We start from the raw sequence: 25,737 nt of genomic DNA on the forward strand, positions 1-25,737 counted from the left end.
ACTTTAAATACTCATAGGACTCAAGCTCGTCGGCGGAATGATAGGGTCAAGATAAACCCCTGACGAACCTCTTGCATAAGATATCGGTTTCTGATATAGTAATTCCATTATCGGCGCCGTGCCCAAGTGGTAAGGGAGAGGTCTGCAAAACCTTCATTCATCAGTTCGATTCTGATCGGCGCCTTTTATTCACCCATTCGTTCAATTCGATAATCCAAACGCACAATTAAAATTCCGTACAATAATATCGCTGAATGCTTCTACCGCAGCTTCATCTATGTCGATTTCTTCAAGCGCCGTAGTGCACGATTCATACTGTTTGATAATACCTATCCGCTTTAGTGACTGTACACGGGGGTGCTTTGCCGTATCGTCTCCTGTGTATCGTAGATGTGCACATTGCGCCGTAACTGCGATAATATCTCGAGGATGAGAATACGGCTCCGATTTAAGCCTCATATATGGGGCGTCGGTTTCCGTTAAGAGGCGGCTGCTATCGAATGAAGCGGCCATTGCGCATACGGATTTCTGCCCGCGGAGCACCGCCTTGCCGAGTGAAAAATAGGCGTTGACACCTTTTTTGAGGAACGCCGCAGCCTCTTGCGGACTACCGCCCCAACCGTGAAAGATAACTGCCGGCAGCTTTTTTAACCGAGCTACCGAATCAAAGATGAGGGGCAGGGCTTTCCGGCAATGAATCACAGTCGGCAGCTGAAACTCCTGCGCCCATCGTAATTGCATATCCCATACTGTTTGCTGCATCGGCAAAAGCTGTTTATAATCATCATTAAAAAGATCGAATCCGCATTCTCCGATCGCTTGAATCTGCCGTGTTTCCAATAGGCGGTATAAAAACTCCGCCTCATCGGTTACGGGATTTTGCGGATGAATGCCGAAGGAAAAGAGTACCCGCCGACTCTCAGACAGTTGTAAAAGGCTGCGGTGCCGTTCGTATTCGGTATGATCGTGCGCCGAGCAGCAAAGCGATATCGACTGTGCAAATAGCTCACTTACAGTTCCGGTATCGTCCGAAGATATGCACGAATCAATATAATCTGCAGGATGGAGATGGGCGTCACTATACATACATAAACTTTTAAATGATATTAGAAAGAAATGTAAGCCCTCTTTTGCTTTTGGAAATATCGTACAGGCAACCGGACAGACGCAGGAAGAAGTCAAAAAATAGATATTAGAGAAAAGAGGTAATATCGTCATTCCCGATAAAATTGTGATATTATCATGATAATAGGGAGATTGATATGAAATATGATTTTACGACAAAAGTAAACAGAGCCGGTTCAGGTTCACGTAAATGGGATGCGATGTATCAGGTCAACTCGCACGTCGATTCGTCCGTTGTGCCGCTTTCGGTTGCCGATATGGAATTTAAGATGCCGCCGGAATTAACGGAAGGGCTCAAGCACTATCTTGATAACGCCGTGCTGGGCTATACGGGACCGACTGCTGCATATAAAGAGGCTGTGCAAAATTGGATGAAGGTTCGGCATAATTGGACGATTAATCCTGATTGGATTGTCCCGACTGCAGGTGTCGTACCTGCGATTTTTAATGCAGTCAGAGCTTTTACCGAACCGGGAGACGGCGTTATTCTGCTGTCGCCGGTGTATTATCCTTTTTTTAGGGCAATACGCTTGCATGGACGGAATGTTGCAGCGTGTTCGTTGCAGGAAAACGGCGGCCGTTATACGATTGATTTTGATGCATTGGAACGGCTCGCTGCGAATCCGCGGAATAAAGCACTGCTCTTTTGTTCTCCTCATAATCCTGTCGGCAGAGTGTGGACAAAAGAAGAGCTACATAAAATAGAAGAAATCCTGTTAAAAAATGATCTTTTGCTGTTTTCGGACGAAATTCATTTTGATATTGTGATGCCGGGGTATACGCACACCGTTTTCCAATCGTTAGGGGATGACCTTGCCGAGCGGACAATCACCTTTACCGCACCTTCCAAGACATTCAACATCGCCGGTTTGGGAATCAGCAATATCATCATTAAAAATGAGAATATGCGGAAAACTTTTGTAAACGCTCAAGAGCTTGGGGCGGGAGCATTGTTCACGGCATTGAGCTATAAGGCCTGCGAAATTTGCTATACGCAGTGCGCGGCGTGGCTTGATGAATTTTTGTCCGTAATCGATGCCAATCAGCGTATTGTGCAGCAGTTTTTCCAAACGCACCATCCCGAAATTAAAGCGCCGCTCATCGAAGGCACGTATTTGCAATGGCTCGATTTTAGGGCGCTGGGAATGGAACACAAGGCTTTGGAAACGTTTATGACGCAGACGGCGCAAGTATTCCTAGATGAAGGATATATCTTCGGCGAAGAAGGCAGAGGTTTTGAACGGATTAACCTTGCAGCTCCCGCATCGATTATTACCGAGACCCTCGAACGGCTGAGTCGCGCATTGCGGAACTTGAAGACGAAATAAGTACCATAATGATCGAGAGGTTCTCTGTCGAAGTTATACCTTCGTTGGGAATCTCCTGTCTTATTTTCGACAAATCTGAGTTCTTGTAGCAGTTGATGTCATCGGTCTATTCTAAAAACGGGTCCGATTGAAATAACGGTCGCGTTAACAATATTGATGTCTCGTCGTGTCGGGTTGGGCAAACAACCGAGGCTATTGCCGACCCCGAAAAATATTCCGCATTTTTTATTAAAGTAATATGCGCCGCTTAAACGCATATTAAGAGCAGGCGCTAACGGCCACAGTCCTGCGGGGCCTATGCCAACCATAAGCTCAAAATTACTTCCGATACCGTGTGTGTATCCGAAAAGAAATTCAAAATAACCGATTATACCGAATCCCATCGATCGCGCTTCGCCGTGCATCGATTCTGGCGGTTTATAAGGATCTGTACGATGCTCTATTATAAAAATAGGCATAATATTATTGTTGATCATAAAAGTAAAGCCGTTTTTCTTTTGTACGAATATGATATCCAATCCGATTGCAGGGCCGGCCATTGTTTCATACAAATACATTTTATCGGCATAGTGGGACGTATGTGCGAGAATTGCGCCTGTCATTCCGTTATGCGGTGCGAAAACAAAGTGGTCAAATCCTGCTGCAAAAAGATAAAGCGGTGCAAGCAGCAATACGGCAGTAATGCAATTCCTTTTCATATAATCTCCTTCGCGTCCTTAAAAAAGCTGACAATAATGCAAATCATAATGATGCCGAGCGGGAAGGCGGCGATAACCGATAAGCTTTGCAGCTGACTGAGGTTACTGCCGGTGAGGATGAGCGCCGCCGGCAGTAAGATAAAGACAACCGACCAAAATGCCCGTAGGCTTTTTTTAGGTTCGCTGCCTTCCAGCTGCCGCTGCGAATAAGATGCGATAACCATCGTAATTGCGTCAAAAGTACTCGCATAAAGAGCGATCATTGTAATGATGAGCAGCACCAAAACGACTTTCGCAAGCGGCAACGTTTCCAAAATGCTGAGGATAATCTTTGCGGGCGCGATACCGGCTGCAAGCCGTTCGGCTGCCGGTAATAGTCCGTGCGTTTCCAAATAGAGCCCGTAGTTTCCCAGCACGATAAACGAACAATAGGTACCTGCAATGCCGCATATCAGGCCACCCAGTACGGTATTCCGTACCGTGCGTCCCTCAGAGATCGTGCCGATAAAGAACGGCGTGGCGACAAACCATGCGATCCAATATGCCCAATAAAAAATCGTCCACTGCTGCGGAAAGCCTGCGCCGTCCGTTCCCGAAACCCGTAAGGGATCCATCCAAGTAGAAAGCGAAATAAAGTTTTGCAGCATCTTCCCGATGCCGGTTATGCTTGTTTCGATAATATAGAGCTTAGGGCTGAACAAAAACACAAAGACAATGAGGCTTGAAAAACACACAACGGCAATTTTCGCCAGATGAGAAATACCTTTTATCCCCAGCAAAACAGCCGAGGTATATACCGCCGCAATAATGCAGAGCACAATCAAAGTAAGCTCCCGCGATTCGGGGATGCCGGAGATGGTGGAGATTGCTAACGACAACAGCGGCGTTGCAAGCGAAAATGTCGTTGCGGTGCCCGCTAAAAGTCCGACGACTGAAAACACGTCGATGACAGTGCCGAGCACCCCATCGATTTTACTACCGAAAAGAGGACGGCATGCTTCGGAAAGTTTTTGCTTTTTCCGCTGCCGTACATGGAGCATATAGCCGAACGCAACAGCGCATACGATATGGAAGCTCCACGGGGTAATGCCCCAGTGAAACAGCGGGTATGTTGCAGCCCAATCTTGTTTTTCGGCTGTCGTAAGCGCCGTTTGCCCGAATGGGGAAGCAGTGTAGTAATATCCCCACTCGATAAGCGACCAATACAAAATATCAGCTGCCATTGTAGAAGTGAAAATCATGGCACCCCATGCAAAATTGTTATAGCGCGGCTTATCAAGCTTGCCTAACCGTATCGCTCCGTATTTTGAAAACGCAAGATAAAACGCAGTACACACTAATCCGAATCCGAGAAGTATATAGAAAAATCCAAGCTTATTGACAAAAATATTCCAGAACGTATCGATAGCCTTCATCGATTGCCGCGGAAAGATGAGCAGCAATGCTGCAATACCGCTTACAATGGCGAGCGGCAAAAGCGTAATAACCCAATCGATTTCTGCGGAACCGTACCGACCTTTATTGCGCTTTCGATTGTTCATTATTTGTTTCTTCATTTTCTTCATTCTGCTGAGCCGGTAAAGCCGGCAGCTCCGTCATCTGCATAATTTGTTTGTAGTAATCTTTTGCATATCGGTACATCTTTAATCCGTACTCACCGAAATTTTCTCCCAACGCTTGTTTATAGCACGTCCACAACGCCCATAAGAATCCTGCAAGCGCAACATAGATATAGACACGCAGCTTTTCTTCTCCTTCCGGATCGCGGCGGAAATAGCGGTGCATAAGATCGGCTATTTGAGCTTCGGAAAAGTAAGAGTAAATGGAAAACATTGCAAGGTCGGCCAGCGGATCGCACATCGCGGCGTATTCCCAGTCGAGCAGTTTAACATCACCATCGCTGATAATAAAATTATCACAGATTAAATCGATATGGGTCAGCGCTTCCGGTTTTTTCAGTGTGTCGAGTAAATCGAGCAAGCTGTTCATCTTTTCTCGGATTTCGGCATAATCGTAAAAAAGAATACCGTGCTTTGCTTCCGCTTGCTTTTCATAAAAATTAATCCGTTCCCTAAAATTAAAACGATGCCGCACCGTAATACCGGATGTATGTAGCTTACGGGTTATCCACATACACGCTTCCAAATCTTCAGGGTTGTGAGGATCTGCAATGTGCATATTTTCTTCAAACTGACTGATTTTTACACCGGTAAGTTGATCAAAATAGATAATCTTATCGGAGATGTCGAGCGGTTCAATCGCTTTATATACCGCATATTCCTGTTTCCGGTTGATAAGAACTTCCGTACCGGCACCCGGAATACGGAAAATATATTTGTTGTTGTTCAGCTCAAATATGAAGGATTTGTTGGTCATCCCCAGCCGCAACGGACGCAAATTTTTAATCTGCATTTCGGGCTTTCCGAATACGCGGGAAATCAACTCCATCCATTTATTCTGTGTGGAAACCATGTATGATGTATCGAATTGACGCAGCTCTTCCAGGGATTCAAATTCATACACTTGGTTGGCAGGTTGTTTATTGGCGAACATCGTCAACGTATTTAAATGACGGCTCAATACGTCTTCCCAGTACCAGTCGTCGGTATCCTCGCGATGATACGCTTCTTCAATCATCGGGCGGATAGCATCGGAAAAAGCACGGGAAAAATAGACCGGCCCGTACATCACCCATGCGTTCCTACCTCCCACCTTTACCTTCATTATCTTGTCGTGCAAACCGAGCTGCAGCACCCATTCGTTGGTCTTCTCGTTCATTTTGACCGACGAATACCATGAATCGTATTCATGCGCGTGATACATATTTTTTCGCAGCCAGTTGTCGCTGGAAAGAATATACGTGTTTTTGAGTTTATCGCGGACATGATACAGTGTTGAAAGATTATTTTTGCTTTCAAAATCGGGATTATATACAAGTTTTACATTGTATTTATCGATAAGGTACTCGAATGTGTCTTTCAGATAGCCGACGACTACGGTAATATCGGTAATGCCCGCTTCCTGCAACTGTTTTATCTGGCGTTCAATCATCCGTTCACCGAACACTTCCAGCAGTCCCTTAGGTGTTGCATACGTGAGCGGAATAAACCGCGAGCCGAAACCCGCCGCCATGATAATGGCATTATCAACCTTACACGAATCGTATTCGGTATGTGCTTTAATCGTTAAAACTCTTTTGCCGATGGCGGGCAATCCGTTCGTTTTAAGAAGGCCGTCCTGTTCCATAGCAAAGAGAATTTGATTGACATACGCGAGTGATATTTTTAATGTGCCTGCAATATCCCGCTGCGTAATCGCCGGATTTTTTTTCATTAACTCGATAATTTGAAAATATCGTCTTTTCATATAAAATGTAGTATATTTTAGTTTTTGTTCACTGTCAATGATAAAAATGTTGGAAAGTGAACAGAAAATAAGTGAACAAGAAGGGTAGATTATTTACGTCACGCTTTACAAGAAATGCGGGGATGTCTCAAAAGTCGGTTACTTTTTCGGCATCCCCATGATAAATTATCGAACGGTCTCATTACAATCAGACTCTCTATAATTTATCTACTTAAAAGTGTATAGTAATTAAAGGTACCCTTTCATATCTAATCTAGGTTAGGCGGTACCGAAATTATTTTAGGAGAGACTTTTATGGATCAAAAAAAACGGAAAGTAACGATTGTCGGTGCAGGCTCTGTCGGGGCTACATTTGCGTATGCGTTGGCTCAAAGCGGTTTTGCCGATGAGATTGCAATAACCGATATGAATAAAAACTTTGCAGAAGGGCAGGCGATGGATCTTGTCCACGGCTTGCCGTTTTTACCGCAGGTTGATATCCATACCGGCAGTCAAACCGATTATGCCGACAGCGATATTATCGTCATAACTGCCGGTGCAAAACAGCAGTCGGGAGAAACAAGAATAGACCTTCTTAAGCGCAATGCTGCCATCATCAAAACTATCGCGACTGAAATCGCCGCAAGCGGCTGCAAAGGTGTGATGCTGCTCGTCAGCAACCCCGTCGATATTCTTACAAAGGTGGCGCTCGAAGCAAGCGGCTGGGATCGCGGAAGGGTTATCGGTTCCGGCACCGTCTTGGATACCGCGCGATTCCGCTACGTACTCAGCAAAGAATGCGGCGTCGATGCCCGTAATATACACGGGTACATTCTCGGCGAGCATGGTGACAGCGAATTTGCCGCATGGTCGATGACCACCATAGCCGGACGGCGCATCGATGAATATTGCGGAAACGGCACGTGCAATTCAGGCATTCACTTTGATAAGCAAAAAATCTTGGACGAAGTACGCCATTCCGCCTATCATATCATCGACTACAAAGGCTCAACCTATTTTGCCGTCGGCTTAGCCCTTACCAGAATAGCCGGCGCCATTTTGCGGAATGAACGCAGTATCCTCTCCGTTTCGATGGCTCTAAACGGAGAATTCGGTTTGCACGACGCCTGCTTGAGCGTTCCCTGTATTGTCGGCAGAAACGGTGTAGAAAAAATCATCGAAGGTGAACTTCCCAAGGATGAACAGTCAGCGCTTGAAGCCAGCGCACAGCGACTCCACGATGCCTATCTTTCTATCTGTTAAAAACTGTTAAAAAGCATATTTTTTATGTAGGGTTTTAGGGCGGCTGTTGAGCAGCGTACATCATTAATATACTGCTCAACGACGAACGGCTGTCCAAAAGGACAGTTTCCTTGAGCTTTAGATGCGATGTTGTGATGAAAAATGTACTTCCGTGTACATTTTTCATCGACAACGCAGATGCCCGCATATCTGCAAGTTTACGCCGACCACTGGTCGCTTTCCCTTTGCAATCGATACATCTCTCGGTAAATACCGTCTTTTTCCATCAGCTCTGTGTGGGTGCCGGTTTCGGCAATGATGCCTTTGTTGAGCACGATAATCTTATCGGCGTTTTCTACGGTACGGAGGCGGTGAGCGATGACGATAACGGTTTTACCTTTTATGAGTGTACCGATGGCATGCTGGATAAGCGTTTCGTTTTCAGGGTCGAGGGCGGCGGTTGCTTCGTCCAAAAGGATGATCGGTGCATCTTTGAGGAGCGCGCGGGCGATGGAAAGCCGCTGGCGTTCTCCGCCGGAGAGGGTATAGCCGTTTTCGCCGATTTCCGTGTCGTAGCCCTGCGGCAGTTTTTCGATAAACGATTCGCACTGCGCGGCTTTTGCGGCGGCGAGTACCTGCTCTTTTGTCGCATTTCGGTTGCCGATTAAAATATTATTGTACACCGTGTCGTTAAAGAGCACCACGTCTTGGAATACAATCGAAAATGCGCCCAGCAGGGTTTCCGGGTCTACCGTAGAAACATCGACGCCGCCGATGCTGACCGTTCCCGATGACGCATCCCAAAAACGCGCAGCCAATCGCGCAATGGTGGATTTCCCGCAACCGGAGTGTCCCACGAGAGCCGTAATTTCGCCCTGCTTTGCAGTAAAGCTGATTCCGCTTACCGTGTTTTCTCCGGCATCGTTTGCGGCGCCTCCTGCATTATGTGAATTATCGGCAGCGCTTCCACCGATGTCACTCATACTTTTAGTGCTCGGTTCATTATACGAAAACGACATATTATCGTAACAAATATCATACCCATTCGGCTTAAAAGTTTCGCTTCCCGTTTGCTTGGGATAATTGACAATCGCCTGCTTCCGCTCAACAGCAATCAGTGTATAAAAGAATTCGGCGAGCAGCATAAACACCGTCGTCAACGGATCGAAGATACGGCATGAGACCAACAAAAAAACGATATAGGTCAACAGTTCGATTTGCCCCTGCGACAGCAAGTACGCTCCATACGAAATGACGAGCGGAAAGCCGAACCGGATCAACGCGGCCACACCGAACATAAGCGCGCCGATTGCAGCTTCCGATTTGAGCGCAGCGTGCGTTGTTTCGGTAATATCGTCTTTGAGCTTTTGCACATACGCAGCTTTTTTATCGGAAGACTTGAGCACTTTTACATTATCGATCATCTGCTGTAAAGAATCGTATATCGCATCTTTGCGCACAATAACGCTTTTCATCTTTTTTTCCGAAAACCGTCGGCAGGCAATGATAATAAAAAATCCTGCAAAGGCACAAATGAACAACGCTATGGTCATCCGCCAATCCAAAAATGCCAACAGCGCGGCTGCAATCACAATCGAAATAATACCGGCGAACATTTCCGGCACCACATTTGAAAGTGCCTGCTCTATCGTCGTAACATCATTCAAAAGCGTTGAAGTCAAATACGATAAATCCTGCCTGCCGAAATACGACAGCGGCAGCTTCCGCAGCGATTCGGCAAGCGAAATACGCACATTCGCCGCTTCTTCATACGCGCCGTTATACGTTTTGCCGTATTTTAGTTTTTCAAGGATAAACAGTACCGCAATCATCGCAAGGCCGGCTGCCGCTATCGCCCACACATTCGGAGCGCTAAAGCCTTCCTGCATAATGCGCGCCAAAAAATATTGCAGCACATACAGCGAAAGAGCCAGCGGCACCATCACAAACAAATTGATAATAACGCCGAGCGTAATCGACGAACGCAAATTGTGCGTTCCCGCATCGGATAATGCAAAAAATCTTTGTAACATAATTCCCCCAAACTTCTTGTAGGGGAAGACCTTTCTTTTTTTTCGATAAAAAGAGAGGTCTTCCCCTACGACCCCTTCTAAAGAAAAATGACGACCAAAGGGAGTGCCCTTTGGAAACCCCAAACCATAGCTTTGAGTATTCTGTTTTTTGGATTGACTTGTCTCAATCCATAAGACATCCGGAATTAAAAATGTATGTCCGTCTACATTCTTGAGCTTCGAGTTTTTGCTTACACAAAAACTCGTTGAACTGCTAATTATTCTGAGCACTTCCCGTCCGTAAACATTTTAAGTCCAAACAAATCCTGCATCAGTCTGAAATGTTTATCAAATGAAAACAAAAAAAGATTATTATTAATCGCATTTTGGGCAATTATGAGATCGGGAATACCGACTTTATTTATACCGTTTAATAGGTTTTTAGTTTGCATATCGATAATCTCGTCCCAGTCTATTTCGATATCTATTTGATTAACCGTAAGCAGGAGCCGCTTCAATTTAGATTCTTTTTTCAGATTAATTGAAGGGATCAGCTCTGCCAGCACAAGGTTATTGATACAAAGCGCGTTGTTATTGATGAGCTCATTAAGCTCAGCTGCACGTCCGGTTCCCTTAAAATATTCTACCCAAACGGAGGTATCCACCAGTACCATCTTATGTCCTTTTTCTCAGTGCATCTAAATCGATATCCAAATCAATTTTTCCGTAATAGTTTTTCAGCTGCTGCACTTTCTCTTTTTGGATCAAATTTTCAAGCGCACGTGTGATAACCTCTGTTTTTGTCCGAATTTTTGTCAACGCCATTGCCTCTTCGAGCAAAGGAGCGGACAGATCAAGCGTCGTTCTCATAAACATCCTCCATACAGGCATATTATAGCATTGAATTATATGCATAATCAATAATTTATATATGCACTTCCGGAGCCTTTTCAAAAATTATCCATTATCAATTATTTACCCTTTCCGCGCCGTTACACACAGATACCTTTTTGCAAAAAGCGAGTCGGTTTGTATACCGGTAAAACCTGCCGAAGTCAGCAGTGCACTTAACTGTTCACCGGTATAGATTTTCATACCGCTGATTCTTTTCGGCCATTTTTCATCGCCTTTATGAAGCCCGTCTACTTCGTTGCAGATAAAAAAGTGTGCTCCTTTTTTGAGCACGCGGAACACTTCTTTAAACGCTGTTTCTATTTCCGGCCAAAAATAAACCGTTTCGAATGCCGTCGCAATATCGAATGAATCGTTTTCAAAGGGCATGGAAGAAACGCTTGCTTGCAGTATACGGCAGGTTCCCCGTTCGATATACGCCTTATTGCATTTCGTCGATTGCGCAACACAGACATCGGAATAATCAATACCGGTTACCTTTTCGCAGCCGCGCTCAAGTAATCGTTTGACATTTGCGCCTCCGCCGCATCCGATATCAAGACCGCTACCTAAAATTTTTCCATCCAAATGCGAAAAGCCCCACTCAGCCATACGTGTATGTCCTGAATTCATTCCCGCAACAATCAGCTTACCGATAAACCCTGCAGGTTTTCTAAAATTATCTCCTAAACTCATTTTCTCCTCCCTTCATTTAATTGGTAATTTGTAATGCGTAATTGATAATTATGTTTTGGGCGTTCCGGTTCATTTTCGCTCAAGCAAAAATGAACCGTCGGGCTTTGCGGGGTTCCGCTCACGCTCCATTCCTTCTCTCGCGTCCCGCTCGGTCAGGAACGGCTTCGCCGCCCCTCCAATCCCTAACGCTGTTGAGCAATGTACATCCTTGTACATTGCTCAACGACAAGTTTTTCTAACGAAAAACTTGCTACTGAGTGGAACTACGGACATCCATGTCCGTTCTGAAAATGTACATCCTTGTACATTTTTGACTGCGAGTTTTGAGCATTGCTCAAAACTCGATTCTGCTTAATACCTGCGGCATCCGTGCCGCTTTACCCATTATCAATTATCAATTATTTCACACTTTCCACTCGATGCCTTTTTGGAAATTGTCCCACATACTTGCGTACAAACCCTTCCGCGCAAGCAGTTCCTTATGTGTGCCTTCTTCTGCGATTTTGCCTTCGTCTATAACACAGATTTTATCTGCGTTTACGACTGAGGACAGGCGGTGCGCAATCATGATGACGGTTTTGTCTTTGAGCAGTACGTCGAAGGTCTTTTTGATTTTGTATTCGTTTTCGGCATCGGCAAAGGCGGTTGCTTCATCCAGCACGATGATAGGTGCGTCTTGCAATAAGGCACGGGCGATGGCAAGCCGCTGGGCTTCTCCTCCTGAGACGTATGTGCCCTTGGTGCCGTACACCGTGTCGATACCGGCGGGGAGTTTTTCGATAATGTCCATACACTCGGCTTTGCGCAAGGCTTCCACCACTTCTTCGCAGCTTGCGTCTTTTTTACCGTAGCGGATATTTTCTAAAATGCTTTCCTTAAAGAGCTTGTTTTCTTGGAACACAAAACCGACGGTGTGCAAGAGGTCGCTTGTTTTTATATCGCGGATGTCAACGCCGCCGATGCTGATACTTCCTGCATCAACTTCCCAAAAGCGGCCGAGTAAATTGACCAGAGTGGTTTTACCACCGCCTGAAGGACCGACCAGTGCGGTGAGCGAATGTTCGGGGATGCTGAGTGTGATGCCGTTTACCGCAGTGCGACTCTGGGTTTGCAGGCTGGTGCTGTCAGTAGTTCCTGTTCCTGTAGCCGTGGTACAGTCTTTTTCTGCTGCTTCGGATGCCGCAGCTCCTCCCTCGCTGTTATTTTGCGCTGCGGCGGTCTTTATCGTTTTCGCCGCTTCCGGTGCTGTCTCCGTCTTATACGAAAACACCACGTTCTTAAATGCAATATCGTACTTTTCGGGCAGTATGGATGTTTCCGGTTCTTTGGTCAGCTGAGCTTGTAAAATATCTTCAATACGGTTGAGCGCGTCATTCGACTGCTGATGAAATGAATTTGCGTACATAATTTTCATCAGCATGGTATAGGTAACCGGCGCAAAGGCAAGATAAAACACAAAGCTGTAAAAAAAGTGAGGATCGAGCGTTGTAGCGCCTGCTATTAACAGTGCGGCAGGCAGCAAAAATAAAAAACCTAATTTAATGAGCGATAAGAAAATGGCGTAACCGTTTTCCCACGACTTCGAATATTTATATACAAATTCTTTATAGTTCATAATAGAAGTATAAAAGTTTTTGAAATAATACACCGATTGGTTAAAGGTTTTGATAACCGAAATGCCGCGCACGTATTCGGTACCGGCATTGTTCATTTGTTCAAGTGCATCTTCGTACTTTTGCATAAAGCCTGAGTTCGTACTGATCCGCATTAAAGCAGCTTGTAAAACAAACGCAAGCACGAGCGGCAAAAGGGAAATAAGCCCGAGCCGCCAATCAAAGACCAGCATAAGCGCGAGTATCGCAAAGGGAGAAACCATGTTTTGCGCAATGTCAGGCATATTATGAGCAATGAGCGTTTCAAGCTGATTAACATTTTTTTCAAACACCTTGCGCACCTTGCCGCTGACATGCGTAATATGCCACCCGATGGGCAGCTCTGCCAACGCTTCCGTCAACAAAATCGAAAGATTTTGCTGGATAGTAAATGCCGTCGCGTGCGAAAGCATCAGCGACGCATAATACAGCACAAAGCCCGCCGCCGCAGCACCGACCGCCCACAGCCCGTAGCATGCAAGAGCTGCTGCGTTCACCGCTTCTTTTGCCGCAACTGCGGAAATAACATCGCGCATCACAAAGAACACCATAATATACGGCACAAAACTGACGAGTGCGCTTAAAGCGGAAAGCACCAGCGACAGCGATAAAAATTTCTTGCTGCTTCCCGCATAGCTTAACAGCCGCTTAATGGCTTGCTGTTTTGCCGGATTTCGTTCCTGCTGCTGCGGTGTCTTTTCTCCCCGTGCCGGATTTTCCTCTGTAGTATTTGCCGGGGATTGCCGCTCCTTTGCAGCGCTTTTCTCCTGCGGTTTTTTTATATCATTCTTTTTTGTATCATTCATAGAGAATAGTCCTCCATATCAAATAATCGACGGCATCGTCAGTTGTTTAATATGAAAAAATATATCCAAACAGAAACAGATTGTCAACAACATCTAACAAAGATACTTGTAGACAACAACCGCTTCTTTAAGTGCTTCATATAAGCCGTTTTAATTATGCAGTACCGATTACCAATTACACATTATCAATTAAACATTATTTTCGTCTTTTCCACGGAATAAAGCGGTTGACCCGTTTGCAATACGCAGCGTATTCATCACCGAAACGTTCGGTAAGCCATTGCTCTTCCGTCAATTTCATAAATATGGTGAGGTATAGCCAAAAGAGCGGAGACAATATCAATACATACCAGTTCCGGCAAAATAGCAGCGCTCCGGTACAGATAAATAAAAAGGCGGAATAGATCGGGTTACGCACAAGGCCGTAAACACCATCCGTTGCAAGTTGATTTGCTTTTATTTTGGTGTCGATGCGGACACCGAATACTGCAGTGCACCACAATGCAATACCGCCTGCAATACACAAAACCCCGGCAATGACAAACACACTTGCAATGATTGCACTGCGAATGTTTCCGCTTGTCAGCATACCGAATGTTACCGCTGCAATACCTGCGGCAGTGAACGCAATCATAATTGCAATACAAATCGGACCGATACCGAGTATTGGAAGATGCTCTTGTTCAGTTGTTTTCATTTCAGTATCCTTTGCCTTCTTTTTGCTACGAATGGTGCCGATAAGATGTTGTAAGCTCAAAACTGGATGGCGGAATAACATACGCGGACCGCTGTAGCGCATAACCGCACGGATTTGTCGGCGCATCTCCGGCTTGTAGCAATGCACGGGACAAACATTACAAAACGGCTTTTCCTGCTTACCGCGATACCGGCATTGTTCAATCCGTTTGTGTGTATATGCTTTTAACGCCTCCACGTCCGGCACCGCTGCATCAATGACTTCCCTATTAGACTTTGAAGGATTATGCCGATGTGCCGCGGCATAGAGATCGATCATCGAATCAACTAAACGTACTTCATCTTCTACGGTCATGGTATGTATACCAGCAATGCTTCAGAATAACGGACGCGGCGCTTCTTCTTACAGAGAAGCTATGTCGCCCGAACCGTCAATATGCGGAGGGGGGGTGAGGTTTTTATAACGGACTTTTCCGCTCCCGCTGATACGGGCTTTTAAAAAGTTTGTAACCCATATTTCGGCAGAGCCTGAGCCGGAAATGGAAATATCCGCCTTCTTGGTTTTCAAGCCGGTAGTTCTAATCTCGCCGGAACCGGAAATGTCTACCTTAAACGTTTGAGCTTCCCCTGTCGCTTCAAAAGAACCCGAACCGGATATTTCCAAGGCTAAGTTTTTTACATTAATGTCGTTTGCGGTAATATCGCCGGATCCTGAAATAGCAATTGACATTGCTTCTCCTGACATATTATTAAATGACTGAATTTCCCCGGCAATCGAACCGGAGGCTGTTAATTGTGTTAAAACCGGCATCGTAATAGAAGCTTTGCAGTGGGCGTTGCTTATAGCGTACCCTTTTTTGAAGCCGATATGGAGGTTATTACCACTATCGTTGACTTGTATATCTAAATAGTCAAAAAGATTTTCATCGGCATCTACGGTAACGGAAAATGTTCCGTTCCGTGTTATCTCGACAGTCCAGTCGCCGCTGATGGAAACGGTCTTAAAACTATTCAGTGAAAAGTTCTGTTGTTTTACGTTCCCGTTCCCGCGAATAGAGGTGAGCGATCCCGGGCAGCCGCCGGTGGCAAACAAAAGCAGTGCGGTAATGGCGGTACATATTATACTGATAATTTTGCTCTTTGTTTTATTCATAAAAAATCCTACTAAATGGTAAATATCTTAACATAGAATACTTTAAGGCGGGCGCTATGTCAACGTTGACAGACAAACCTATATCGACAAACCCGTTAATAGGTTCTTTTTAATATTGCAGTGGTATACAAGTAGCTGCAATTTTGTGCTATACTCTTCCTCATGCTGCAAAAAGCAAGGTATCACTGCAACGACGCTTTGGAAATATACTGAAGTCGGCCACAATTAGGATGCACGCAAAGAAGTAAAGGTATTTAATTCGGAATCCGTGTTTGCCCCCCCCCCAAACCTAAACGGCTGATGAAGCGCATCATTACCCTTGCGAGTAATCCCAATGACCTCGTGCTTGACTCCTTCCTCGGTTCGGGGACAACCGCTGCCGTTGCACACAAAATGAGGCGACGGTGGATCGGCATCGAAATGGGAGAGCACGCCTACACCCATTGTAAGGTCAGGCTTGATAAGGTTATTTCGGGTGAAGACCAAGGCGGTATTTCAAAAGCCGTCAACCGGCAGGGCGGCAGGGGTTACATCTTCTACACATTAGAGCCAACCCTTATCAACCTCGACTCTTTTGGACAGTCGGTCATCAACGAAGCATACAGCCCCGATATGCTCAGCGCCGCCGCTGCCCTGCACGAAGGCTTTATCTACAAGCCCGATGCCGACCTTTTTTGGAAGCAGTCCGTTTCAAGCGAAAAGTCCTTTTTATTCGTTACAACCCGCTATGTAAGCGCTGCTTACCTGCAATTCATCCAAAACATCATGCAGGAGGGAGAATATCTTACCATCGCCTGTACCTCATTTGATTCCGCAGCAGCGAAAACATGTCCCAATATCACCGTCAAAAAAATCCCCCAAATGCTGCTTAAAAAATGCGAATTCGGCAAAACCGGCTACAGCCTCAACATTGTTCATCCTCCCGTATATGAAGAAGATGATGAGTGACAGGCAATTCGAATAAACGGCAAAATGTGATATACTAACGCTATGATTAAGTCCGGACCAGATAATCGCAACTATAAAGACTCTGTATTCGTCGATCTTTTTAGTACCGATGAAAAAGCAAAAGAGTACTTACAAAGGAAATCGAGGGAGGTTATTAATATGCTCATAGCAGAATACGATTATGATACTGATATTGCCGTACAGCGGAGAGAAAGCCTCATGCTTGGTATACAGCAAGGAAGACGTGAGGGGCTACAACAAGGTTTTTTAGACGGAAAAAAGGAAACGGCAAGGTTTATGAAGTTAAAAAACTTTGAGGTGTCTCTAATTACTGAGATAACCGGACTATCTCAAGCAGAAATAGAAGCATTGTAAGATGCATTTTTTCTATAATAACAGACCTATTCTGAAACTTTCGGTTTCAAATAGGTCAACGAGTTCTCGCATCGGACAATAAAGACAAGAGGTAATACGAAAACCTTGACACTTGATGAAGTTAAAAAACTTCTTCCACTTACCGAAAAAAGATTGCAAGAGAGGTGTGTATGAATGAGATAATGTTACATCAATATAATTTACTTTCTACCGAATTACAGCAGGAAGTGCAACATTATATTGAATATTTATTTCTAAAAAATAAAACGCTGAGTAAAAAAACTCGTGGAAATATAACGCAGCGAGAAAAAAATAAAGCGTATGAAACTCTAGTACAGTATGTAGGTTGTATCCCACCAGATATTGATTATAAACACGCTATTGTAGAAGAAACGGTTAAGAAATATGACAGTATTACTTGACACAAATATCTTAGTTGATTTTTTAGCAAAACGTCCTCAGTTTTTTAATAATGCACAGTGTATTGTTAAAAAGTGTAAAAATGAAGAAATAACGGGAGTTGCAGCAGTTCATACTATTTCAACGCTATTTTATATCTTAAAAAAATATATTCCGACAGAGAATATATACGAGCTTTTTTAATTCCAAATCGTCCGCATTTTTTTATACCACCTATACACGACTGCAACGGCAAATAGGAAGGATAAAAAATCGGAAACCGGTTGCAGCAGGTAGATGCCGGTTTTGCCGTATACGGCAGGCAGAAGATATAGGAGTGGTACATAAAAGAAACCCTGCCGTGAAATTGATATGAGGAGCGCTGAAAAATAATTGCCGATATTCTGCATGAACATACTACTGACGGCAAAAGCGCCGAGCAACGGAAGCGAAAAGCATTGCATCCTGAGTATCGTAATTCCGGTAGACACAACTTCATCATCATTGGACATAAGATGAATACATTGTTCGGCGAAGATGAATAGGATTATTGAAGCGACTGTTAAAAAAATTGTTCCCACGGTAACAGTCGTAATAAAGGCTCTTTTTACCCGATCATATTGTTGAGCACCGTAATTCATCGCGCAAATAGGCTGAAAGCCTTGTCCCCAACCGATCATAATCATAAAAGCCACTGCAACAATTTTTGAACTTATTGTTAAAGCAGCGATCATACTTTCGCCGTACTTCGCCGCCGTAACATTGAGCAGCACCAATGCAGCACCGGTAATTGCCTGTCGTGAAAAATTAGGCAGTCCTCCCGCAAGAATATGATACATACGTGCTTTGCTATAGTGCGCTGTTTTTATACTGACAGGAATATTTCCGCGGCTTTGTGCAAGTGCGGTCAATACAATACACCCGATAATCTGACCGATCAGTGTTGCATATCCGGCGCCGATAAATCCCATATTAAGCGGAAACATCAATAACGGATCCAGTACCATATTGCTCAGCATTCCGGACAATAATCCGATCATTCCATCGCGTACATTTCCGCATAAGCGCAGCTGATTATACACGGTTATTGCATATAAGCTGAACGGAATACTAATGATAATGATCTTTAAATACTGCACGGTAAAGGTGAGTACGTCCTGCGATGCGTTGCCGCCGATCAGTGTTGCAAGCGGTACAACAAAAATATATGCTGCGATTGCGATCATGATGCCGGTTACGATTGCAATGACAATACCTATCGAAGAAATGATTTCCGCTTCCGCATAATCGTGCTCTCCGATATTCTTTGACATTGCATTACCGCTGCCGTAACCGTACCAAAACCCGATTGCTTGAATAACACTGACAAAACTGAACACCACACCGATTGCCGCAATCATCGATCTATTGTGTAATTGTCCGACAAAAAAGGTATCGGTTAAATTGTATATAACACTGATCAGCATACCGATTATAGTCGGAATTGCCGTTTTAATGAGCAACGGAAAAATCGGTTTTGTTAAAATATTCAATCGCCTTTGTTCTTTTAAATCCATCCCAGCAACTCCGTAATGTAAGGCAACCGTATCGGAAATCTTTTGAACGGTTGCTTTCCTTTAGTGGAAAATTTTAAATAAAATTTCCCACCATTTTTTCAAACTCAGTGCAGATGCATCAGGAAGTGTGGATCAAGTAACGCAGAATACGTGAGGCAGAGCAACCATTTGAGCCGCAAAGCGGCGAAACTCCGGTTGAACGGACTCACGTATTCTGCGGCATAGCTAAAAAGCACCTGATGCGTCTGCACAGCTCCGTACTTCACCCTTGTTTCCGTTAACGGTGATGAGGTCGCCGTCCTTGAATTTGGCGGTGGCGAAACCGACACCCAATACTGCCGGTATATTAAATTCCCGTGCAACAATCGCTGCATGGCTGAGTGCAGAGCCGGTATCTGCAACGACAGCGCTTGCAAGTTTAAAAAGCGGTGTCCATTCAGGATCGGTGAGATGACACACCAGCACATCTCCTTTTTGCATCTTATAAAATTCTTTAGGCGTGCGAATAATGCGCACCGTTCCTACAGCAGTTCCCGGGCTTCCGCTCACCCCTTTCAGCACATCCCCTTTTGAATCAAACACCAGTAATTTTGAAGCTTCCCAAACTTTTCCCGCAAGCGGAAATTTTTCATTCCGTCTTGCGATCTTTTCTTTATAAACATCACTGATATATCCGGCTTTCAACACTTCCAGTAATTCACGATGAAAAAGATTTGCAATTCCGTTTTTATAATCTCCGCTGTTTAAGAGCAGAATATTTATCCGCTTTACACACTGTCTGACATAATAAAAGAGTGTTTCCCAGAGATACTGCGATTCTTCTCGAACAACATGAAAATACCGGAAGCGCTGTATGTCTTTTTCTATACGCGGATATTTGTTTCCATAAATACGCTTTAATTGCTGTATTAAATCCGTATAATTCTTGTTATCATGAGAATGCTGATCGGATGTATCAGCGGTGTTTAATAACGGGCGTATAATATTGACAAGCCTATAGGGATCCTCGATAAATGTTTTTGCTTCGATGCAATAGCAGTTGTAGTCAGACTTAAAACCATTCTCTTTAATAAAATCATCCGCAAGCTGCTTAAATGCAGGAAAATCGGCACACAGTGTGTTGAATCTTTCGCCTGATAGTATGGCTTCCGTTAGGGCTGTGTTTTTCCGTATCGTATCCGCTATGCGAGAAACAGCATTGGTAACGACCGCTGTTTTATTATTGAGTTCCCAATAAAAATCAAAGGCGGAATAATTCGTATCTACACGTTGTATTATTTTGGTGAATTTTTTGCTCATTAAAAAAGACGGGAATAATGCATACTTAAATCTATCGTATGCAAGTTTTTCTGTCAGCACATAACTTCGTTCCATAAATGCAGTACATTCGGCTAAACTCATATTTTCAAAATCTAAGGTTTTAATATGCGCTATTTCTTGTTCATATTGAGTCATAAAATTTTTACATACTTCTACACAATAGTCAAAATTTTTAAGCATCCGAATAATTTTAAAAATATGAAAAATACGCAGCGTAAACCCTTTTTTGTTTTCCGGAAGCGTCTGAATACCATCGTCATCAATTACAGGGTTTGAATTAAAAACAATACCGCCTTCTGCGAATATCCGTGCTTTTTGGTTGTTAATTGCTAGCATATAATCAAAGTCCAGTGCACGGTATGCAAACGGCATTTTTTCAAACTGAAAAGCCATATTTTGTTTCATCATTCGTGTTAATTTACTACCTTTGAGATATTCCTGAACTAGCTTTTCATCATCATTGTTTTTTAAGGTTGTTATTGCGCGTGCTTGCAAAATATATATTTCGTTCTTTTGTATTGCCCATTCAATATCCATCGGCATACCGTAGTGTTTTTCTATTTTTAGTGCAGCGCTCAATAGAGCTGCAATCTCAGTATCATTCAATGCCCGCGCTGTTCTTTTTTCCTCGCTTACCGATTCTTCTTTTGTGTTTTTATCTGCATAAACAATTTGCGTTTCTTTACTTCCGATAGTTACTTCTAGCACATCGCCTGATTTATTTACAATATAGCTATCTGCCGTTACACGGCCGCTTACCACACTTTCCCCCAATCCGTAACTTGCATTGATCTGTATTTCATCTTTGTTTTGTGTTACCGGATTGACGGTAAACAGAACGCCCGCTTTCTCGCTTTCTACCATTTCTTGAATGACAACGGCAATCGCAACACCGCTTTGATTATATCCTTGGTTAAATCGATAGCGTACCGCTCTCTCTCCCCATAGTGAAGCATAACAATGGCGTATTTGAAGCAGGACATCTTCTATCCCTTGCACATTTAAATACGTTTCCTGCTGACCTGCAAAACTTGCATCGGGTAAATCTTCCGCTGTTGCCGATGAGCGTACTGCAACTCTCGCAGCTTCTCCGAGTTCCGCATATTTATTCCGTATCTCCGTTTCCAATTGAGCGGGGAAATGTCCTATTATGATTTTCTTCCGAAATGTACCGACTGCGGATAACAATGCTTGTTCATCCGTTTGCGCCTCTGTAAGAACACGCAAGATAATTTCATCTATGTTATTTTCTTTAAGAAATTCCCGATACGCATCTGCGGTAATCACAAATCCCTTAGGAACCGGTATTCCTGCAGCAGTCATCTCACCAAGGTTGGCTCCCTTACCGCCTGCAATGAATACATCATCTTTATGTATCTGTGTAAAATCAGCTATCCGCATTATTCAACTCCTTTAAGGAAAAACGCTTACAGTATTTTCAGTGCGGTTTCTCTGTATGCCTTTTTCTTTTAAACGCTTACATTCATACTTCTATATATTTGTGCACAACTCCGGCAATATATGTTCGCAGCACATCATTAAAATACGCTTCATCAAATTGATAACACTGAGAACACAAAACCGCACTCCCGATAAATGCGCTCATCAACCCTTTTTGATCTACCCACGTAATTGCACTGTGCTGTTCCCAATACCATATTAGCTTTGCTAAAAAATCTTGATACAGAATTTCAATTTTATGTGCCTCATTTTGCCCTTTTGCTTCAAAGAGCTTAAACGCATCCTGATAAATAGGTTGGCTTTGAATTTTTATCATAAGATCAATCGAAGATTTGTATATCATATCCGTAAGAAATGCCGCCGGGTCGGCAAGTGAAGTTGAAAACTTTTTTTCAATATTGCGTAGTTTTTGATTTGAGCGGTACACAATGAGTTCTATAATCAGAGCATCTTTATCCTTCCAAAAATTATAAAAACTCCCCTGTGCAATACCGACCCGTTTGGTCAATTCCGCTATGCTCAAGGATTTTGTTCCTTTATCGTGAAATAAATCGAGCGCGGTTTCCATAAGCGCTTCTTTTATTTTTATTCTTTCCTCTTCGGTAAATGCTTTCGGCATACTAATCCCTTTTTATATATGTGTGAATATATTGCATAATATTCATTGCTAATATAGCAAATTGAAAGCTTTATGTCAATGAATATTATACGGTTTATTCATAGTCTCTGTTCAACAGCAAACGTTGTATGCCTTTGATTCAATAGAAAACAATCGCGCTATGTATACACTTGAACACATCTATCAAGAGGAGAAAATACTCTCTTTACAATGAGCATCTTTTTAGAACCGGTATTCAAGACTTGCTTGGATAAAATGGTTGTTTTTCCAATTTGAAAACTCGCTCTTTTTGTTTGCAGCATAGATATAGGCGCCGGTACCTTCTACATATAATTCGTCTTTAATACGGTAACGCAGCTTAGGCATTATGACAAAATCGTTATGTTCTATGCCCCAGATACAGGTTATGGAATCGGTAAGGTTTTCATGCAACCAAGAATCGGAAATGTTGACAATCAATTTATTGTTGGTAGCTTTTTCTGATGTATCCCAATCCATATCGAATTTCCCGTTTCCGTTATTTTCTTTTACCTGTTTGAAGCCGAGTGTCCATGCGCCGAGGTTTTGGATATTAATATTGATATTATTTAAAGGAATATCAACGTCAAATCCTATCACCCACTGAATACTATTGTTATGTACTGCGGGATCGGTACCTTTAAAGTCACCTGTCATGTAATAGGCTAATTCCGATTTTAAATTAAACATTGCAATAGCTGCACCAATATCGATGCCGAAGATATGTACCGGATCATAGTGCACGCAATCGGCGAGGCTTTTACCTGCAAGCGCATTGGCAACCATGGCTTCTACGTCAAATGACGGTGTCTTATAGTGACCGAAATAATACTGCCCCGCCATATCCACCGGCCCTGCCGAACCGGAAAGCCGTATGCCGTACTGTCCGTATTTGATGTTATGTATATCGGGTAAAAAGGCAGCTACCCCCAATTTGGTAAGCGGATTGAGCGGCACATTATTGACGGCAAAATGCGCAGCCGTGATTACCTGCTGTTTATAGGCAGCAACGGTTTTCGTTATTTCTTTTGTGATAAGGTCACTCTCTGTTTTAAGGAAACCGGCAAGGGCATCCGCCGCGTTGCGAGCGATGATCTCTGCAATCTTTTCAGGCGGTGCAGCTTTTTTAATCAATTCGATAATCTGCCTCTTTGCCTCATCAGGCAGCTTCACAATAACACTGCTTAATAGACTTGCGGGATCTTTCAACAATTTAACGACCTCACCGTTATCGGGCAGCCGTGCGACCTTCTCAACCGTTTCGAGCAAGGCATTGTATACGGGACTATTTTCGTAGGCATCGATGCTTTCTACCAATTCTTTTAACGTCTTGTATTTTTCTGCTGCGACACGCTTATCGACTGCGTTGAAGATACCACCAGGGATATTCTCCCATGCAGCTTTTGCATCATCCCGTTTTTTTATAAGGAGGTCTTTTATCGCTTTTTTATTTGTGCCAATCCCTTGCTGCAGTTCGGCGATGAGTTGTGCGTCCTTCCCGATGGCGGATTGCACTGTTTGAGTAAACTGTTTAAAATCGGCATCTTTCAGTAATGCGCTAAGAGGAATTTCGGAAGGAAAAGCCGAAGGGTCAATACTCTCATATAACGCTTTAGCGGTACGTTCAATCGGATCATATAAAGAAGCATACAGTTTATCGGCAGACGGTACGGTAATATTCGGCAGTAAGGCTGCTTGAGAAAATTTTTCAATATAGGATTCTGCGAGTGTTTTTGCCTTTGCTTGCACCGTCATAATCTGTGTAGGAACCCACGGACCATTCAACGCGATACGGTCGGGCGTCATTGACGGAGCCCATGCAAGTTCAAGCCGCAGCGGGATCGGCGCATTATAGGCAAAGTGTACCATCGGTTCGCCTATTCTGCGGTCTATATAGGCTGGAATGGTAAAGTCGGTAAGGTCGTTTGCATTAAACACATCGAGTACGTGAATCATATCGCCCTTGCCCCATACCAATTTCAGTTTTCCTGCAGACAATACGCAGTCGCCTAAATAGACACGCATCGTCAATTCATTCAGAATATCAAGCGGATAATCTTTTATCGTCCGCACATTCAACTGCAAATCGGCGGACAACTCCGTTTTAGCGTTGCTGTGACTCACCGTAAGTCCGAACACAGGAATTGCATCAGCCCGCTTTACATCGGGATGTACCCAAAATCGTGTATCCAGTTTAGCGAAGCCGTGCCATTCCAGCGTTTTTTCCGATTTGCTCATCGAAGCTGAACTCATTGCGCTGCTTGTATCCGTTTCTGCCGAAGTGAAATTCGTTTCCGCAGAGTCGGACGCTATTTCTCCTGCATCGTCAAAAAAAGACTCCTGCGCAAACAGCGTTCCCAGTAGCGCAACTGCAATCAGCACACACATCAAAAACTTTTTCTTCATATTAAGCCTCTCCGTATTCATCGCCCCGCAACGGCTTCCTGCGACAATTCCAATGGCTAATTGGTAATGCGTAATCAATTTGTAATTGGTAATTTGTAATAAGTAATTACCCATCACAAATTATGAATTACCAATTATATTACAGTTTTCCTGTGTTTAAAAAATTCTGCGTGAACATTTTATCGTTGATCGGTTTATCCAATTCGAGCTTGAGAATGGTGATGCGAGTAGTATGCTTCGTTTGTACGTTCGTCATTTTCCCCTGCATAGGAATCCAATAGGCTCCTTGTTGTTCGAGTTTTTCAATTTCCAAAACTTTCAGCAACGAACCTTTTTTATCATACATTTCAATTTTTATCGGTATGGATGTTTTTTGATCGATGTATGAAATTCGCTTAAGGTACTGGCTTGACTTTGCGTTAACCGGTATCGATTCAATCTTATAACAGGTGTAAGCACCGACTGTTTCGGTTCCCAGCAGCTCGTGTGTATCCTCGTCAATCTTACGTGTTTCTAAATCGTCATAGCTCGCATCGGTTCCCATAAAGGATTTTGAACCATCGGAGGAAGCAATGCGTCGAGTTGTGCGCAGTGCGGGCATATATATCCATTTATCATTGGCACGGTCTTTATTCACGATCTGCAAAAATCGCGTATCTTTTACCGAAGCAGGCTGCCGGAATATAATCAACGCCGCTCCGGTTTTATCACCGGGATCTTTTGCCCATTCTTCGATCATGCGTTCGTCAACGGAATTGTTTGAATCGATCAATTCCATTTTTACAGCGCTGTGCGTAAAACGCGGACGCGGTACATCCAGCGACTTTTGTACGACACTTTTACCGTCTTCGGCAACAAGCGTCCCAATGATACCGGCAGCAAACAACGGTATCAAAACTGTTTTCAGTAAGTGTTTCATTTTTTCCTCCTATACAATACCGCCACGGATGGCGGTGGTTATAGCAGAAGCGATATTTTGGCGTTGCCAAAA

22 protein-coding genes, 1 tRNA gene and 2 pseudogenes are annotated in these 25,737 nt (G+C 43.8%); 7 read left to right on the forward strand and 18 right to left on the reverse strand.

The features are described 5' to 3' along the window. Positions 1-112: 112 nt before the first annotated feature. A tRNA-Cys gene (locus ABK01_RS00195) sits at positions 113-184 on the forward strand. Between the two features lie 17 nt (positions 185-201). Here the strand turns inward: ABK01_RS00195 and ABK01_RS00200 are convergent. Next, the gene (locus ABK01_RS00200) at positions 202-1,086 is read right to left on the reverse strand and encodes a TatD family hydrolase (RefSeq protein WP_253675785.1); all 885 of its coding nucleotides are present in this window, start codon (positions 1,084-1,086) and stop codon (positions 202-204) included. Between the two features lie 176 nt (positions 1,087-1,262). Here ABK01_RS00200 and ABK01_RS00205 point away from each other — a divergent pair, with 176 nt between their 5' ends. Then, positions 1,263-2,453 carry a MalY/PatB family protein gene (locus ABK01_RS00205; protein WP_253675786.1) on the forward strand — a complete coding sequence of 397 codons (1,191 nt, stop codon included), beginning with the start codon at positions 1,263-1,265 and terminating at the stop codon, positions 2,451-2,453. A 98-nt stretch (positions 2,454-2,551) separates the two neighbouring features. On the opposite strand, the gene ABK01_RS00210 is transcribed toward ABK01_RS00205, so the two are convergent. The 3 genes from ABK01_RS00210 to ABK01_RS00220 are packed head-to-tail and all read right to left on the reverse strand — an operon-like array spanning position 2,552 to position 6,484. Further along, a complete protein-coding gene (locus ABK01_RS00210) occupies positions 2,552-3,151 on the reverse strand; it encodes a DUF2715 domain-containing protein (RefSeq protein ID WP_212565585.1) in 600 nt (199 codons plus the stop codon). After that, entirely contained in the window at positions 3,148-4,692 is a 1,545-nt protein-coding gene (locus ABK01_RS00215) for a BCCT family transporter (protein WP_371922051.1), read from the reverse strand. The genes ABK01_RS00210 and ABK01_RS00215 overlap by 4 nt, the downstream gene beginning before the upstream one ends. Continuing rightward, positions 4,670-6,484, reverse strand: a complete 1,815-nt coding sequence (locus ABK01_RS00220) for a phosphotransferase (protein WP_253675788.1) — start codon at positions 6,482-6,484, stop codon at positions 4,670-4,672. The genes ABK01_RS00215 and ABK01_RS00220 overlap by 23 nt, the downstream gene beginning before the upstream one ends. A 327-nt stretch (positions 6,485-6,811) precedes the next feature. On the opposite strand from ABK01_RS00220, the gene ABK01_RS00225 reads away from it, so the two are divergent. Then, positions 6,812-7,759, forward strand: coding sequence for an L-lactate dehydrogenase (locus ABK01_RS00225; protein WP_253675789.1), 948 nt, complete (start codon positions 6,812-6,814; stop codon positions 7,757-7,759). Positions 7,760-7,956: 197 nt separating this feature from the next. On the opposite strand, the gene ABK01_RS00230 is transcribed toward ABK01_RS00225, so the two are convergent. The 9 genes and pseudogenes from ABK01_RS00230 to ABK01_RS00265 all read right to left on the reverse strand — a co-directional run bounded on the left by ABK01_RS00230 (position 7,957) and on the right by ABK01_RS00265 (position 15,644). Then, a complete protein-coding gene (locus ABK01_RS00230) occupies positions 7,957-9,771 on the reverse strand; it encodes an ABC transporter ATP-binding protein (protein ID WP_253675790.1) in 1,815 nt (604 codons plus the stop codon). 257 nt (positions 9,772-10,028) lie between these two features. Beyond that, positions 10,029-10,424, reverse strand: a complete 396-nt coding sequence (locus ABK01_RS00235) for a PIN domain-containing protein (protein WP_253675791.1) — start codon at positions 10,422-10,424, stop codon at positions 10,029-10,031. 1 nt (position 10,425) lies between these two features. Beyond that, positions 10,426-10,620 (reverse strand): type II toxin-antitoxin system VapB family antitoxin, encoded by a 195-nt coding sequence (locus tag ABK01_RS00240; protein WP_044013578.1) that lies wholly within the window; start codon positions 10,618-10,620, stop codon positions 10,426-10,428. Positions 10,621-10,725: 105 nt separating this feature from the next. Further along, positions 10,726-11,337: a class I SAM-dependent methyltransferase gene (locus ABK01_RS00245; protein ID WP_253675792.1), complete on the reverse strand. Its 612-nt coding sequence runs from the start codon at positions 11,335-11,337 to the stop codon at positions 10,726-10,728. 69 nt (positions 11,338-11,406) lie between these two features. Beyond that, the gene (locus ABK01_RS00250; RefSeq protein ID WP_253675793.1) at positions 11,407-11,553 is read right to left on the reverse strand and encodes a hypothetical protein; all 147 of its coding nucleotides are present in this window, start codon (positions 11,551-11,553) and stop codon (positions 11,407-11,409) included. Between the two features lie 187 nt (positions 11,554-11,740). Next, the gene (locus tag ABK01_RS00255) at positions 11,741-13,795 is read right to left on the reverse strand and encodes an ABC transporter ATP-binding protein (protein ID WP_253675794.1); all 2,055 of its coding nucleotides are present in this window, start codon (positions 13,793-13,795) and stop codon (positions 11,741-11,743) included. Between the two features lie 196 nt (positions 13,796-13,991). Next, a complete protein-coding gene (locus ABK01_RS11740; RefSeq protein ID WP_371922052.1) occupies positions 13,992-14,492 on the reverse strand; it encodes a methyltransferase family protein in 501 nt (166 codons plus the stop codon). Positions 14,493-14,561: 69 nt separating this feature from the next. Beyond that, positions 14,562-14,846 (reverse strand): annotated as a pseudogene (locus ABK01_RS11745) (nitrous oxide-stimulated promoter family protein); the annotation flags it as partial. 48 nt (positions 14,847-14,894) lie between these two features. Further along, positions 14,895-15,644: a head GIN domain-containing protein gene (locus ABK01_RS00265; protein WP_253675796.1), complete on the reverse strand. Its 750-nt coding sequence runs from the start codon at positions 15,642-15,644 to the stop codon at positions 14,895-14,897. Between the two features lie 264 nt (positions 15,645-15,908). Between ABK01_RS00265 and ABK01_RS00270 the strand changes: the two genes are divergently transcribed. The 4 genes and pseudogenes from ABK01_RS00270 (at position 15,909) to ABK01_RS11750 (ending at position 17,570) form a co-directional block, all read left to right on the forward strand. Next, on the forward strand, positions 15,909-16,592 hold the full coding sequence (locus tag ABK01_RS00270) for a DNA methyltransferase (protein WP_256481860.1): 684 nt from the start codon (positions 15,909-15,911) through the stop codon (positions 16,590-16,592). A gap of 120 nt (positions 16,593-16,712) precedes the next feature. Then, a pseudogene (locus tag ABK01_RS00275) lies at positions 16,713-16,967 on the forward strand (hypothetical protein); the annotation flags it as partial. A gap of 170 nt (positions 16,968-17,137) precedes the next feature. Further along, positions 17,138-17,389, forward strand: coding sequence for a hypothetical protein (locus ABK01_RS00280; RefSeq protein WP_212565594.1), 252 nt, complete (start codon positions 17,138-17,140; stop codon positions 17,387-17,389). Further along, positions 17,373-17,570: a PIN domain-containing protein gene (locus ABK01_RS11750; protein WP_212565595.1), complete on the forward strand. Its 198-nt coding sequence runs from the start codon at positions 17,373-17,375 to the stop codon at positions 17,568-17,570. Before ABK01_RS00280 ends, ABK01_RS11750 begins: the two co-directional genes overlap by 17 nt. Here the strand turns inward: ABK01_RS11750 and ABK01_RS00285 are convergent. From ABK01_RS00285 to ABK01_RS00305, 5 genes are all read right to left on the reverse strand, one after another. After that, entirely contained in the window at positions 17,567-18,922 is a 1,356-nt protein-coding gene (locus ABK01_RS00285) for an MATE family efflux transporter (RefSeq protein WP_253675798.1), read from the reverse strand. The genes ABK01_RS11750 and ABK01_RS00285 overlap by 4 nt on opposite strands. 225 nt (positions 18,923-19,147) lie before the next feature. Next, complete coding sequence (locus ABK01_RS00290) at positions 19,148-21,643, reverse strand: PEP/pyruvate-binding domain-containing protein (protein ID WP_253675799.1); 2,496 nt, start codon at positions 21,641-21,643, stop codon at positions 19,148-19,150. A gap of 82 nt (positions 21,644-21,725) precedes the next feature. Then, positions 21,726-22,322, reverse strand: a complete 597-nt coding sequence (locus tag ABK01_RS00295; RefSeq protein WP_212565597.1) for a TetR/AcrR family transcriptional regulator — start codon at positions 22,320-22,322, stop codon at positions 21,726-21,728. Between the two features lie 222 nt (positions 22,323-22,544). Beyond that, the gene (locus tag ABK01_RS00300) at positions 22,545-24,746 is read right to left on the reverse strand and encodes a hypothetical protein (RefSeq protein ID WP_253675800.1); all 2,202 of its coding nucleotides are present in this window, start codon (positions 24,744-24,746) and stop codon (positions 22,545-22,547) included. 139 nt (positions 24,747-24,885) lie between these two features. Continuing rightward, positions 24,886-25,665 carry an outer membrane lipoprotein-sorting protein gene (locus ABK01_RS00305; RefSeq protein WP_253675801.1) on the reverse strand — a complete coding sequence of 260 codons (780 nt, stop codon included), beginning with the start codon at positions 25,663-25,665 and terminating at the stop codon, positions 24,886-24,888. Positions 25,666-25,737 lie beyond the last annotated feature (72 nt).

Origin of the sequence: Treponema sp. OMZ 305 (assembly GCF_024181325.1) — a bacterium.
Lineage (GTDB): Bacteria > Spirochaetota > Spirochaetia > Treponematales > Treponemataceae > Treponema.

Coding starts and splice junctions, on each gene's coding strand:
- ABK01_RS00300 (WP_253675800.1), bottom strand. CDS start 24,746: ATGAAGAAAAAGTTTTTGATGTGTGTGCTGATTGCAGTTGCGCTACTG.
- ABK01_RS00265 (WP_253675796.1), bottom strand. CDS start 15,644: ATGAATAAAACAAAGAGCAAAATTATCAGTATAATATGTACCGCCATT.
- ABK01_RS00285 (WP_253675798.1), bottom strand. CDS start 18,922: ATGGATTTAAAAGAACAAAGGCGATTGAATATTTTAACAAAACCGATT.
- ABK01_RS00230 (WP_253675790.1), bottom strand. CDS start 9,771: ATGTTACAAAGATTTTTTGCATTATCCGATGCGGGAACGCACAATTTG.
- ABK01_RS00250 (WP_253675793.1), bottom strand. CDS start 11,553: ATGTACAAGGATGTACATTGCTCAACAGCGTTAGGGATTGGAGGGGCG.
- ABK01_RS00210 (WP_212565585.1), bottom strand. CDS start 3,151: ATGAAAAGGAATTGCATTACTGCCGTATTGCTGCTTGCACCGCTTTAT.
- ABK01_RS00240 (WP_044013578.1), bottom strand. CDS start 10,620: ATGAGAACGACGCTTGATCTGTCCGCTCCTTTGCTCGAAGAGGCAATG.
- ABK01_RS00205 (WP_253675786.1), top strand. CDS start 1,263: ATGAAATATGATTTTACGACAAAAGTAAACAGAGCCGGTTCAGGTTCA.
- ABK01_RS00225 (WP_253675789.1), top strand. CDS start 6,812: ATGGATCAAAAAAAACGGAAAGTAACGATTGTCGGTGCAGGCTCTGTC.
- ABK01_RS00280 (WP_212565594.1), top strand. CDS start 17,138: ATGAATGAGATAATGTTACATCAATATAATTTACTTTCTACCGAATTA.
- ABK01_RS00290 (WP_253675799.1), bottom strand. CDS start 21,643: ATGCGGATAGCTGATTTTACACAGATACATAAAGATGATGTATTCATT.
- ABK01_RS11740 (WP_371922052.1), bottom strand. CDS start 14,492: ATGAAAACAACTGAACAAGAGCATCTTCCAATACTCGGTATCGGTCCG.
- ABK01_RS00215 (WP_371922051.1), bottom strand. CDS start 4,692: ATGAACAATCGAAAGCGCAATAAAGGTCGGTACGGTTCCGCAGAAATC.
- ABK01_RS00295 (WP_212565597.1), bottom strand. CDS start 22,322: ATGCCGAAAGCATTTACCGAAGAGGAAAGAATAAAAATAAAAGAAGCG.
- ABK01_RS00200 (WP_253675785.1), bottom strand. CDS start 1,086: ATGTATAGTGACGCCCATCTCCATCCTGCAGATTATATTGATTCGTGC.
- ABK01_RS00220 (WP_253675788.1), bottom strand. CDS start 6,484: ATGAAAAAAAATCCGGCGATTACGCAGCGGGATATTGCAGGCACATTA.
- ABK01_RS00245 (WP_253675792.1), bottom strand. CDS start 11,337: ATGAGTTTAGGAGATAATTTTAGAAAACCTGCAGGGTTTATCGGTAAG.
- ABK01_RS11750 (WP_212565595.1), top strand. CDS start 17,373: ATGACAGTATTACTTGACACAAATATCTTAGTTGATTTTTTAGCAAAA.
- ABK01_RS00235 (WP_253675791.1), bottom strand. CDS start 10,424: ATGGTACTGGTGGATACCTCCGTTTGGGTAGAATATTTTAAGGGAACC.
- ABK01_RS00305 (WP_253675801.1), bottom strand. CDS start 25,665: ATGAAACACTTACTGAAAACAGTTTTGATACCGTTGTTTGCTGCCGGT.
- ABK01_RS00255 (WP_253675794.1), bottom strand. CDS start 13,795: ATGAATGATACAAAAAAGAATGATATAAAAAAACCGCAGGAGAAAAGC.